The 12,575-nt window shown below is 60.1% G+C and carries 11 protein-coding genes; 4 read left to right on the top strand and 7 right to left on the bottom strand.

All coding sequences use genetic code 11. The annotated features are described in order from the left end of the window. Window positions 1-316: 316 nt before the first annotated feature. Window positions 317-1,306 (bottom strand): RluA family pseudouridine synthase, encoded by a 990-nt coding sequence (locus NW848_RS15530; protein ID WP_414508237.1) that lies wholly within the window; start codon window positions 1,304-1,306, stop codon window positions 317-319. A gap of 276 nt (window positions 1,307-1,582) precedes the next feature. Between NW848_RS15530 and ppsA the strand changes: the two genes are divergently transcribed. Both ppsA and NW848_RS15520 read left to right on the top strand, forming a co-directional pair. Further along, window positions 1,583-4,042 (top strand): phosphoenolpyruvate synthase, encoded by a 2,460-nt coding sequence (gene ppsA / locus NW848_RS15525; RefSeq protein ID WP_414508236.1) that lies wholly within the window; start codon window positions 1,583-1,585, stop codon window positions 4,040-4,042. A gap of 69 nt (window positions 4,043-4,111) precedes the next feature. Then, on the top strand, window positions 4,112-5,371 hold the full coding sequence (locus NW848_RS15520; protein ID WP_414508235.1) for a dihydrolipoamide acetyltransferase family protein: 1,260 nt from the start codon (window positions 4,112-4,114) through the stop codon (window positions 5,369-5,371). Between the two features lie 4 nt (window positions 5,372-5,375). Here NW848_RS15520 and NW848_RS15515 read toward each other — a convergent pair whose 3' ends face one another. Next, the gene (locus NW848_RS15515; protein ID WP_099812372.1) at window positions 5,376-5,729 is read right to left on the bottom strand and encodes a rhodanese-like domain-containing protein; all 354 of its coding nucleotides are present in this window, start codon (window positions 5,727-5,729) and stop codon (window positions 5,376-5,378) included. A gap of 399 nt (window positions 5,730-6,128) precedes the next feature. Here NW848_RS15515 and NW848_RS15510 point away from each other — a divergent pair, with 399 nt between their 5' ends. Beyond that, window positions 6,129-7,589: a right-handed parallel beta-helix repeat-containing protein gene (locus tag NW848_RS15510; RefSeq protein WP_414511356.1), complete on the top strand. Its 1,461-nt coding sequence runs from the start codon at window positions 6,129-6,131 to the stop codon at window positions 7,587-7,589. A 583-nt stretch (window positions 7,590-8,172) separates the two neighbouring features. On the opposite strand, the gene ndhI is transcribed toward NW848_RS15510, so the two are convergent. The 4 genes from ndhI to NW848_RS15490 all read right to left on the bottom strand — a co-directional run bounded on the left by ndhI (window position 8,173) and on the right by NW848_RS15490 (window position 11,437). After that, window positions 8,173-8,796, bottom strand: coding sequence for an NAD(P)H-quinone oxidoreductase subunit I (gene ndhI / locus NW848_RS15505; protein WP_414402974.1), 624 nt, complete (start codon window positions 8,794-8,796; stop codon window positions 8,173-8,175). A gap of 39 nt (window positions 8,797-8,835) precedes the next feature. Next, complete coding sequence (gene nuoH / locus NW848_RS15500) at window positions 8,836-9,957, bottom strand: NADH-quinone oxidoreductase subunit NuoH (RefSeq protein ID WP_099884200.1); 1,122 nt, start codon at window positions 9,955-9,957, stop codon at window positions 8,836-8,838. A 61-nt stretch (window positions 9,958-10,018) separates the two neighbouring features. After that, complete coding sequence (locus NW848_RS15495; protein ID WP_011429640.1) at window positions 10,019-10,222, bottom strand: hypothetical protein; 204 nt, start codon at window positions 10,220-10,222, stop codon at window positions 10,019-10,021. A 30-nt stretch (window positions 10,223-10,252) separates the two neighbouring features. Next, a complete protein-coding gene (locus NW848_RS15490) occupies window positions 10,253-11,437 on the bottom strand; it encodes an NAD(P)H-quinone oxidoreductase subunit H (RefSeq protein ID WP_011429641.1) in 1,185 nt (394 codons plus the stop codon). Window positions 11,438-11,604: 167 nt separating this feature from the next. Between NW848_RS15490 and NW848_RS15485 the strand changes: the two genes are divergently transcribed. Then, complete coding sequence (locus tag NW848_RS15485) at window positions 11,605-11,922, top strand: DUF3288 family protein (RefSeq protein ID WP_011429642.1); 318 nt, start codon at window positions 11,605-11,607, stop codon at window positions 11,920-11,922. A gap of 91 nt (window positions 11,923-12,013) precedes the next feature. Here NW848_RS15485 and NW848_RS15480 read toward each other — a convergent pair whose 3' ends face one another. After that, window positions 12,014-12,571, bottom strand: a complete 558-nt coding sequence (locus NW848_RS15480) for a carboxymuconolactone decarboxylase family protein (RefSeq protein ID WP_011429643.1) — start codon at window positions 12,569-12,571, stop codon at window positions 12,014-12,016. Window positions 12,572-12,575 lie beyond the last annotated feature (4 nt).

Below are 12,575 nucleotides of genomic sequence, written 5' to 3'. Positions count from 1 at the left end.
AGGGATTGGGATAAAGCCCGCACCCTGCGCATAGCGCGGGTGTCGGGTAGTTTACTTACCTCCAAAGCCTCAGCCAGCGAAGCGGCTGTCTTTCGCTGTCCGGAGCGCAGCAGCATATCTAGCTTCAGGATCCGCTCTATCTGACGTAGCATTGCTTACCTTGGCCAGGATGAGCGCATTCTAAACAACTCACCTGGCAAAAATACTTCCGACTTCTCTAAAGATTTGCTGAAGGCTGAAACTTCTTGGGGACGGGGATCAGCATGAACCCCAATTGGACAGGCTAGACAGAGCGGAGAGCGACCTCTGAGGCTGCCTAGCCGGCCTGGCTGCGCAACTGCCGTAGCAGCCGCTCGAACTCTTCCGGCAGAGGGGCGGTAACCTGCAGCGGCTGGCCGGTGCGCGGGTGGACAAAGGAGAGCTTCCAGGCATGCAGAGCTTGGCCGCTGAGTTTGACGGGGCTGGTTTTGCTCTGGGTGTAGAGGGGATCCCCGACAATGGGCAGGCGCAGGTGGGCGGCGTGCACCCGAATTTGATGGGTGCGCCCGGTCTCCAGCTCAAACTGCATCAGGGTGTAGTTGCCCAGGCGCTCCAGCACCTGCCAGTGGGTTACCGCCGCTCGCCCTTGGCCGGGGGGCACAACCGCCATCTTCTGGCGATCCACCGGGTGGCGGCCAATGGGGGCAGAGATGGTACCTTGGCTTTGGGCTGGCCGGCCAAACACCACCCCTAGGTAGATGCGCCGAGCGGTCTTGGCTTGAATCTGAGCCTGCAGGTGCTGGTGGGCCTGATCGTGTTTGGCGATCACCAGGGCGCCGGTGGTGTCCTTGTCGAGGCGATGGACGATCCCCGGACGCTGCTCGCCGTTGATCCCAGAAAGGCGAGGACAGTGGGCCAGCAGCGCATGCACTAGGGTGCCGCTGGCATGTCCAGGAGCCGGGTGCACCACCAGGCCGCGCGGCTTGTTGATGACAAGCAGATCCTCATCTTCATAGAGGATATCTAAGGGGATCCGCTCCGGCTGCAAGGGGGTGGGGGTGGCCGGCGGGATCCGCACCTCGATTTGATCCCCGGCCTGCAGGGGGCGATCCTTATCCAGGCAGGGCTGGCCGTTCAGCCAAACTTGGCCCTGGCGGATAAGCTGCTGCAGGCGCGAGCGCGACAGCTCCGGCAGTTGTTCTGCCAACCCCCGATCCAGCCGCAAGCCCTGCTGTTTTTCCGTCACTCTTACCTGGCGAATTGCTGCCACCGGATCCCTGAGGCCTTCCATTTGCCCTGTTGCCGCCAACTGCTGCTTTGAAAACATGGTGGCAGAGCGGTTACTTTTGCATTAGATAAAAAAGGTCGAAGATTTGTGGCAACCTTCTCAGATGGATCCTGGCGAGATGGCTTTGTGTCAACCCCTTCTCAGCCTTTTCTAGGGGGTTGCGCCGGGATTTTAACCAGCGGAAAACCCTCAGTACAGTGAGGGTATAGACCCTCAAAGCCAGGCAAGATTCTGGCTGGGGGATGGTTTTTGGCTGCACGTAAGTATTGCAGCCGTGGTTCACATTTGAGTCTGATGGGCATAAGGAGACAGAGCATGTCGGATGGAGCAACGCTGGGATCCCAACTTCAACAGCCCTCTCAACGCCAGCTTGGCTCAGAGCCGCCCTTGGTTGTGCCCCTCACCGAAGTGGGGCTGCGGGACGTGGCCCAGGTGGGCGGGAAAAACGCCTCCTTGGGAGAAATGCTGCAGCAGCTAGCCCCCAAAGGGATCCGCGTGCCCCTGGGGTTTGCCACCACGGCCCATGCCTATCGCCAGTTCATCGCCGCTGCCGGCCTCGAGGAGAAGCTGCGGGAGATCTTCAAAGACCTCGATATCGAGGATGTGCGGAACCTGCGCGAGCGGGGCAAGGCCGCCCGCACCTTGATTTTGCAGACGCCTTTCCCCCCAGAGCTGGAGCAGGCCATTGCCAAGGCCTACCAGGAGCTGTGCGAGCGCTACGGCCCCGATACCGATGTGGCGGTGCGCTCCAGCGCCACCGCCGAAGACCTGCCGGATGCCAGCTTTGCCGGCCAGCAGGAGACCTACCTCAACGTGCACGGGATCAAGGCGGTGCTGCAGGCCTGCCACCGCTGCTTTGCCAGCCTGTTTACCGACCGGGCCATCTCCTACCGCCAGATCAAGGGCTTCGACCACTTCCAGGTGGCCCTCTCGGTGGGGGTGCAGAAGATGGTGCGCTCGGACTTGGCCTGCTCGGGGGTGATGTTCTCCATCGACCCAGAAACGGGCTTTAAAGACGCGGTGCTGATCACCGCCGCCTACGGGCTGGGGGAAAACGTGGTGCAAGGGATCGTCAACCCCGACGAGTACGTGGTCTTCAAGCCCACCCTCCAGCAGGGGCGGCGGCCCATCCTCTCCCGCAAGCTGGGCAGCAAGGCCCTGAAGCTGGTCTACGACGAGGAGGGATCCCGTTCCACCAAAAACGTACCCGTCCCCGAGAGCCTGCGCCGGCAATATGCCCTCAAGGACGACGAGATCCTGGAGCTGGCTCGCTGGGCCTGCCTCATCGAAGAGCACTACTCGGCGCTGCGGGGCCGCTTCACCCCCATGGACATCGAGTGGGCCAAAGATGGGATCACGGGCGAGCTGTTCATCGTCCAGGCCCGCCCCGAGACGGTGCAGTCCCAAAAGGCGGCCAACCGACTCAAGACCTATCGCTTTACCCAGCCGCAGGCGCGCCCAGAACCCCTGGTGCGGGGACGGGCGGTGGGAGAGGCCATTGGCCAGGGCACGGCCCGCGTCATTTTGGATGTGCGCCGCTCGGATCAGTTCCAAGCCGGCGAGGTGCTGGTGACCGAAAAAACGGATCCCGACTGGGAGCCGATCATGAAAAAGGCCAGCGCCATCGTCACCAACCAGGGGGGCAGAACCTGCCATGCGGCCATCATCGCCCGCGAGCTGGGGATCCCGGCCATTGTTGGCTGCGGCAGCGCCACGCAAGTACTCCGCTCCGGCGATCCCATCACCGTCTCCTGCGCCGAAGGGGAGGAAGGGCGCGTCTATCCTGGCTTGCTGTCCTATGAAGTTACAGAGATCCCCCTCGAGGAGCTGCCCCGCCCCCGCACCCAACTGATGATGAACGTGGGCAACCCGGAAAAAGCCTTTGGCCTCAGCGAGATCCCTTGCGATGGCGTGGGTCTGGCGCGGCTGGAGTTCATCATCGCCAACCACATCCAGGTGCACCCTCTAGCGTTGGTTCACTACGAGGAGGCGGTCAAGGAGGAGCCGCGCCTGGCGGAGCTCACCGCCCAGTACCCTGACAAGCCGGAGTACTTTGTGGACAAGCTGGCCCAGGGAGTGGCCACCATCGCCGCTGCCTTCTACCCCAAGCCGGTGATCGTGCGGCTATCGGACTTCAAGAGCAACGAATACGCCCACCTGCTGGGCGGATCTCGCTACGAGCCCCATGAGGAAAACCCCATGATTGGCTGGCGGGGGGCCTCCCGCTACACCGATCCCCGCTACCGCGACGGCTTTGCGCTGGAGTGCCGGGCCATGAAACGGGTGCGGGACGAGATGGGCCTGGCCAACGTCATCTTGATGATCCCCTTCTGCCGCACCCCCGAAGAGGGACACAGGGTGCTGGAGGAGATGGCCCGCCACGGCCTGGTGCGGGGGGAAAACGGCCTGCAGGTGTACGTCATGTGCGAGCTGCCCAGCAACGTCATCCTGGCCGACGAGTTCTGCCAGATCTTCGACGGCTTTTCCATCGGCTCCAACGACCTCACCCAGCTTACCCTGGGGTTGGATCGCGACTCCGCCCTGGTGGCCCATCTTTTTGACGAGCGCCACGAGGCCGTTAAGCGGCTGATCGCCCAGGTAATCCAGACGGTGAAAAGCCACGGGCGCAAGATCGGCATCTGTGGACAAGCCCCCAGCGACTACCCCGACTTTGCCCGCTTCCTGGTGCAGCAGGGGATCGACTCCATCAGCCTCAACCCCGATTCCCTGCTGAAAACCCTGTTGGTGGTGGCCGAGGCAGAAGCTGGCCGATAGGCCCAGGGGGCGGCGCCGGGATCCCGTCTGCTGGGTTACAATCTTCTCTGCTGTGTTGCCATCCCCGCCATGATCCACGAACTCTCCATGCCGGCCCTCAGCTCCACCATGGAAACGGGCAAGATCGTCGCCTGGCTGAAAAACCCCGGCGACCGGGTGGAGAAAGGGGAAAACATCCTGGTGGTGGAGTCGGACAAGGCGGACATGGACGTGGAGTCCTTCCACAGCGGCATTCTGGCCAGCATCCTCATCCCAGCAGGGGAATCGGCGCCGGTGGGCGCCCCCATCGCCCTCATTGCCGAAACCGAAGCGGAGGTGGCCGAGGCCCAAGAGCGAGCCAAGGCCCTCTCTAAGGGTGCTCTACCGGCAACTGCACCTACTGCAGTCCCCACCCCCACAGTTCAACAGCCAACCCCTGTCCCTGCGGCGATCCCCACCCCCACCCTTCCAACTGGCTCCAACGGGGCCGGATCCCAGCGGATCCTGGCTTCCCCACGGGCGAAAAAATTGGCAGAAAGCCTGGGGATCGACCTGCGCACGGTGCGCGGCTCCGGCCCTGGTGGGCGCATCGTGGCCGAAGATGTGGAGCGGGCTGCAGCTCAGGCCGCCTCTACGCAAGCGGCAGCTCCCCCCCCTGTCTCTGCGGCTGCCCCGTCGGGAGAAGTGGTTCCCTTGAGCACGTTGCAGGCGGCGGTGGTGCGCAACATGAACGCCAGCTTGGGCGTGCCGGTGTTCCACGTCGGCTACACCATCACCACCGACAGCCTGGATCAGCTTTACCAACAGGTGAAGCCCAAAGGGGTAACCCTGACGGCCCTTTTGGTGAAAGCGGTGGCCCTGACCCTAGAAAAGCATCCCCTCCTCAACGCCAGCTACACGGAAAACGGGATCCACTACAAAGCCGAGATCAACATTGCCGTGGCGGTGGCCATGGAAGACGGCGGCCTGATCACCCCTGTGCTCAAGCAGGCCAACCGGACCGATCTCTACGAGATCTCCCGCCGCTGGAAGGATCTGGTGGAGCGGGCGCGGCGCAAGCAACTGCAGCCGGAGGAGTACAACAGCGGCACCTTTACCCTCTCCAACCTGGGCATGTTTGGGGTGGATCGCTTCGACGCCATCCTGCCTCCCAACCAAGGAGCTATTTTGGCCGTCGGCGCTGCTCGCCCCACCGTGGTGGCCACACCAGAAAAAGCCATCGCCATCCGCTCCCAGATGCAGGTCAACCTCACCTGCGACCACCGCGTTATTTACGGCGCCCACGCGGCGGCCTTCTTGCAAGATCTGGCCCAGTTGTTAGAACAAAAGGTGGGATCCCTGACGCTGTAGAAGCTCAATAAGTGGGCAGGCTGGGATCCACCTCAAGAGCCCAGGCGTGGATGCCGCCGCTGATGTTGTAGACCTGGCTGAAGCCGTTGGCCAGCAGCCACTGGCTCACTTGGGCAGAGCGGATGCCGTGGTGGCAGAGGACAAAGGTTGGACAATGGGGATCGAGCTCCCTCAAGATTTGCTCGCGCCACTCTTGGTACTGGCTCAAGGGGTAGTTGCGAAACCCGAGGGCACTGAGATTGGCCAACTCCAACTCGGCCGGTTCCCGCACATCGATGAGTTGCAGAGGGCCAGCCTCGGGATCCCTCAGGCGGGCAGCTAGCTGCTGCGGCGCAACCGAGCGAACGAAAGAGGACATGGCTGACCTGTAACCCTATCTGGACCCGTTCTCAGGATATAGCGGCTCAGCGTCTACCCTGGTCTGCTTGCCATTGTTGCAGGTCGTGGTTGGCCGGCAACCCTTCCTTCAGCAACCCCCTGTCGAGTTACTTGGGGCAGCCCCCCTAGAACTCCAAATTTCTCGAAGAAATTTTAACTGTACTGATTGCGGATCCTCTGCCAAGTTCAATAGGGCAGGGATCCCTTTTGGGAGGCTCTGCTTGAGAGAATTGGATCCCAGGGGTTCATCCGGGCTCTAGGTATCCGCAGTTCTGATAGGCTTGACCGATAGGGACTTGCCAAGGATTTTCCACCGATGAAAGGCCCCCTTTCCACAGACGGCCAAGTATCCCGATCTAGCTGGCGAACCGGTTCCCTCTTGCTGACTCTGTTGGCAGGGATCGCTTTCGGCTGTGGAGGAGGAGGCACGGGCAACTCTCCTCCCCCACCATCGCCAGGTGGTGGGCCCGTCATCCTGCAAGTGGATCCAGCCAAGGGCCCCTTTACCAAGCTGGCCGATGCTGTGGCACAGGCGCAGCGGCTGCAAAATGCCACAGAGGGGCTAGAGGTGCTGATCCAGATTTTGGGGGCGGGCAAGGAGAGGCTAGAGAAGGATCTGGCCTTGGATGGGGGCGACGGCACCAATGGCGGGCGGATTCGGATTACCAGCTCCACAGCTTATGAGATCCTGGCCGGGTTGTTCGACGTGATCGTAGCCAGCCAAACCAGCCTGCAAGGGGTGGAGGTGGTGTTGGAAGGCGGAAGGGTGCAGGTCAACGGTGGCACCTTTCAGCCGAGCAAGGTTACCCTCAACGACCCCCGCTCCAACATCTTGGTCAACGGCAACGCTGCCGTTTTGGAGGGAGCTTTCAACCAATTGGCCCAGATTTTTTGCCAGCAATTTTTGGATCCCTGTGTGCAGATCTCCGGAAACAGTCGAGTCAGCGGCATTTCGTCAATCGTTAGCAAAACAGGCGGGGTGGGCATAGGCACAACACCAGGAAGTAACCCAACCCTCGAGAACAACACGATTCTCTTACAAGCTTTAGGGACTTTGGCTGTTCGCTACAGCGACAACTCCGGCGGGATCTTCCGCAACAACCAAATCGAAGGGGATCCACCTACCGCTGGGGCTGGCTTAGTGCTGCAGGCTCGGCAAGCAGGTAGGAGCGGCACTACCGGGATTCAACTGGATGGGGCAGGCTCAATTCCATCCATTCAATCCAACAGGATCGGCGTGGGTGGGATAGCCGGGAGCGTCGGCATTCGCATCTTGCAAGGAACACAAGCCCGTACCCTTTCTGGAAATACATTTCTGGCTCGGGGCGAGGGCAGAGGGATAGCAATTCAAGCGGCCCCCGGCACCCCAGATGTGGTGATTGCAGCCTACCTAGCCGGCAATGCCTTCCAGGGGAACTTTGCTGAGAGAGTTGCTGTGGGACTCTTCACACCCACACCTGAGCCAACGCCTTCTCCCACCCCGACACCTACACCCGTGCCCACACTTAGGCCGACGCCTCCTTCCACCCCGACGCCTACACCCACGCCCATACCTTCTGGCCCAAGGATCACAATCCCTAGCTTACCTGCAGCTGCAACGGTAACTATTACTCAGGCAGACGGCACAGTTATTGCCACTTCCACATCGGTGTCTGGGGATGTCGTCACCTTCCCGGCTCCGTTTATCCTTCCCTTTGGCGGTCAGGTTCGTATCACCCCTGCTGTCCCTTCCCCAGCGCCCATCACAGTGGGAACCATCACCCTTAGCACCTTCGACAACACAACTAACCCTGGCAGCACGACTTATTTCAACCTTGGACCTAGCATTCCCGTAAACTAGCTTTTGTCTGTGTTTAGGCGATTGGTTTTCCTTTGGCTCAAGGTTGCTCAGGCGTGGAAGGCTACCCTTTTGAAATGTGAGGATGCTATGGGTATTTCTGCCGTTTCTTCCCCTGGAGACTTAGCAGTTGCCCTGCCGCCGGGTTTTGATGTCCCTTTGGGTACCTACCATATGGGTGACCCTGCCTTTCGGTTTCCCTGAAGGGGGGTTGGCAAACCTTGCAAGCAGCTTTGGCTCTTAATTTCGTTTTCTTGTTAGAGATTTGCGATGGCTACCTACAACCCTAGTTGCAGCCAGCGTTCTTCGCTAGCCTCCGTGCTTCTAGCCTCCTTCCTAGTAAGAGGGGGCGGCTGCCTGTTCTTTTTCTTCCGAACCCTATGATGAAACTGTTTGAACGTTGCTCCCAGTCAACTGCTTCCATTCGCTTTACCATAACACTTCGCAAACAGTTCGCAGGAGCGGAATTGTCGCCCAAGCCTTTAGCGGGTTAGCCGCCTCAGGGGAATCTGCGGGTAAGTTCACACTCTCTTTGCCCCTAGGGATGGGTCTCTCCACCAGCAATCTAGGCCGTTGGCTGTTCCGACTACTCCACTGCAGCTTTGGCTTCCTTCTCTTTGGCTGCCTTGGCAGCGCGCATTTCCGCCAAAATCTCTTCGGGTCGTTTACCGGCCCGCTGAGATCCGGCAGGCAGCTCGTGGGGATCGATCACCCCCTTGGGCAGATAGGCAAACTCCCGCAGCGGCGTCACCATCGGGTCTTCCGTGACCTTGGAAGGCAAGCGGCCCAGCGCCACCTGGTGGTAGTTCAGCTCGTGGCGGTCGTAGGTGGCCAGTTCATAGTCTTCGGTAACCGAGAGGCAGTTGGTGGGGCAAAACTCCACGCAATTGGCGCAGAAAATGCACACCCCAAAATCGATGCTGTAACTGTAGAGCTCTTTCTTCTTCAGCTCGGTGTTGTAGACCCAGTCCACCACCGGCAGGTCGATGGGGCAAACCCGAACACAGATCTCGCAGGCAATGCACTTATCGAACTCAAAGTGAATGCGTCCCCGAAAGCGCTCAGAGGGGATCAGCTTCTCAAAGGGATACTGGACAGTTACAGGCCGGCGGTTCATATGGTCGAAGACCACTCCCATCCCCTGACCGATGTACTTGGCTGCTTTGAAGGCATCGCTTACGTATTCGCCAACGCGCTTGAGAAAAGTCATGGCCTGTCCTCTCCCTCTCTCGCTTTCTTTACTTTTCATTCAACCCCCGAAAACGCTCGGGAAGGCAAGTTTCAAAGCCGCCGTCAACAGCAAATTCACAAACGAGACGGGCAGCAGAAATTTCCACCCCAAATCCAACAGCTGGTCAATGCGCACCCGCGGCAGGGTCCAGCGCAAGAGGATGGCCAAAAACACAAAGATAAAAGCCTTGACCATCGTCATGAGAATGCCCAACACCGCCGCGCCGATCTGCAAAAAGGGGTTGTCCAACGGGATCCCGAGCCAGGCGGCAATTGTTTCCACCGGCACCACAAACGACCAGCCGCCCAAGTACAACACCGCCGCAATGAGAGAGGCCAGCAGCAAGTTGGCGTAGGATCCCAGGTAAAACAGGGCAAATTTCATGCCGGAGTACTCCGTCTGGTAGCCGGCCACCAGCTCCTCTTCGGCTTCCGGCAAATCAAAGGGGATCCGTTCGGTTTCCGCCAGCGCCGAGATCAGGAAAATGACAAAGCCAATCGGCTGCCGCCACACGTTCCAACTGAGGATCCCCAGCCCACTCTGCTGCTCCACGATCCCCACGGTGTCCAGGCCGTTGCTCATCAGCACCACCGCCAGCACCGACAAGGCCAAGGGCAGTTCGTAGCTAATTGACTGGGCCGCCGCCCGCAGCCCCCCCAGCAGAGAATACTTGTTGTTGGAGCCGTAGCCCGACATCAACAGGCCGATGGGCTGCACGCTGGAGGTGGCGATCAAGAAAAACACCCCGATGGCGATGTTGGAGATCAATAGGTTCTGGCCGAAGGGAACCACCAGATAACACAAAAAGACCGGCAGGAAAACCAGGATCGGCCCCAGCGTGAACAAAACTGGGTCGGCCAAGCTGGGCAGCACATCTTCCTTCGTCAAGAGCTTGATGCCATCGGCAATCGGGATCAGTACCCCCTGTGGCCCGGCCATGTTGGGGCCAATCCGCTGCTGGGCCGCCGCCGAGATCTTCCGCTCTAGCCAGGTCATGACCATCACTCCTAAGGTGGCGGCGATGACCATGAGCAACATGGGCAAAGGTACCCACAAAGCGTGGGCAGCGCCTGGGCTCAGGCCCAAGTTTTGCAGGGCTGTTTCAAAACCAAGCTGTAGGTCAATGCCGGCGGTTGTCATGGGGTTGAGTGGCTCCCTAGAGACGGTGAGTCAAAAAAGGCACTGGAGTCTGTGGATCTAACTAGGCTTTGCCGTTGGGATCCGACTGAGGGGGACGGTGGCGGCGGCGCAGCTCCTGCTGAATGATGGCCTGCAGGCGGGCGTCGGATAACTCTTCGGCGCGGCGGCGCCTTTCTTCTTGGTACTTGGCCCATTGCTTGGGACCGATAATCGCGGCAATAGTTACGACAATCAGGAGCGGCAGAAGCAAGATCGCCCAGGCCATCGCCCTTGTCCTCCCTTTCCTACGAGTATCTTAGCGATCCACCTCCCCCATAATGATGTCGATGCTGCCCAAGATGGCGATCATGTCGGCCACCTTCATGCCGCGAATGAGCTGAGGCAAGACCTGCAGGTTGACAAAGCCGGGTGGACGGATCTTCCAGCGCCACGGACAGACGTTGTCGTCGCCGACGATGTAAATGCCCAGCTCCCCTTTGGCGCTCTCCACCCGTACGTAGGCCTCTCCTTTGGGGATCTTGAAGTTGGCCGAGGGCTTTTTGCTGATGAACTGGTAGTCGCCCTTGTTCCACTCCGACTTTGGCCCCTCCAGCATGCGCTTGGCTTCCAGATTTTCAAAGGGGCCACCGGGCAGGGCCTTCACCGCCTGCTGCACAATTTTGCAGGACTCGCGCATCTCCTTCATGCGCACTCGATAGCGGGCCAGGCAATCCCCCTCTGGGTAAACCGCCACCTCCCAGTCGAAGTCGTCGTAGCACTCGTAGTGATCCACCTTGCGCAGATCCCAGTTGACGCCGCAGGCCCGCAGCATGGGCCCAGACAGGCCCCAGTTGATGGCATCTTGCTTGGAGATGACCCCTATCCCTTCCAGCCGCCGGCGGAAGATGGGGTTGTCGGTAACCAGCCGCTCGTACTCATCTACCTTGGGCAGGAAGTACTCGCAAAAATCGAGGCATTTTTCCGTCCAGCCGTAGGGCAGATCCACCGCCACGCCCCCGACGCGGAAGTAGTTGTTGTTGATGAGGCGCATGCCGGTGACGGCTTCAAACAAATCCAAGATCCACTCCCGCTCCCGCATGGCGTAGAGGAAGGGGGTTTGGGCGCCCAGGTCGGCCAAGAAGGGGCCAAACCAGAGCAGGTGGTTGGTGATGCGGGTCAGCTCCAACATGATCACCCGCAGGTAGCTGGCCCGCCGGGGCACCGGGATCCCAGCCAGTTTCTCGACGGCGTTGACGGTGATGGCCTCGTTGAACATGCCGGCACCGTAGTCCCAGCGGGAGACGTAGGGCAGGTACTGCACCACGGTGCGGTTTTCGGCAATTTTTTCCATGCCGCGGTGCAGATAGCCAATCACCGGCTCGCAGTCGACGATGTTTTCGCCATCGAGGGTGACCAGCAGGCGCAAGACCCCGTGCATAGAAGGATGGTGCGGCCCAAAGTTGAGCAGCATCCGGTCAGTACGGGTCTCGATCATGGGCATGGGCATGGCCGCCGCCTCCGCAACTGAAGAATGTTTATGGTCTGCAACATTTGCAGTATAGCGGCTTTCCCGCGGTTCCTCGAGCTCTCGGGCCATCAGGGATCCCAATTCTTGCTATTGAGGAGCTCTTGATGACTCAGCTAACGTGAAAAAAAGGAGGGAGAGCAATGGCTGGTTCCCCTACAAACAGCTCCTCTCGACGGGAGCAGCAGCATCCGCAATACGACACCGATCGGGCTCTTCTCAACGAGCTGATGGCCCAAGTGCAGGAGAGCCCCCCCTCGGATTGGGTGCTGGCCGAAGTGGCCCGTCTGCGCATCCGCTACCACGGCTTTCCCGGCGCCTGGGATCTGCAGCGGGATTTGGATCAGATCTTGGAACAGTGGGGCCTGAGCGAAGAGGAGCTGTTTGCCCGCACCCGCCAGATCCACGCCCGCGGCCAGGTCTACGGCCGCAGCTTCAGTACACGGGATGACTGGGCCTAGGCAGCAGCCTTTATGGAAGGGTGTCTATCCTTCTGCCCCCTTTTTTGGCAAAAGAGGGGAGTTCCTCCATCCTTCATCAGCACCTGGGAAACTAGGAAGCCTGGAGCTGCTCGGCAAAGATGGGATCCAGAGGCACATCCAAAGCGGCGATGACCTTGGTCCAGAAGTTCATAAAGCCAATCCAGGCCGAGAGCTCCACCAGATCTTCGTCTGACCAAATGGTTTTGAGGCGGGCAAAGAAGCTGTCGGTCACCACCATGCTGGGCACGGTCATGCGCTCGGCGTACTCGATGGCCAGCTTCTCGGCTTCGGTGTAGAGGGCGCTGGTGCGGGCCTGGGCCACCGCGGCAATTTTGGCCGGGGAGGCGCCGTGTTTTTGCGCCTGCAGGGTGTGGTAGGGCAGGCAGTAGTGGCGGCAGCCGTTGATCTGGGCAATGCGGATGCTGACCAGCTCTTTTAGCTCCTCGGGCAGGTTGGGGTTGTCGGTGTGCAGCGCTCCGTACAGGTTCATCACCGCCCGCATCAGCTGCGGCTTGTGGGCCATTACCTGTAGCGGGTTGAGGGCGGTGCCATAGGTTTTTTCTAGGCTTTCGTAAACCTTCTGCAGTTGCTTGTCGGCTTTTTCCGGAGGAACAGGAGGGATCCGCATGGAT

Source organism: Synechococcus sp. RC10A2 (genome assembly GCF_047502605.1).
This window is presented reverse-complemented; position numbering and strand designations above follow the sequence as displayed.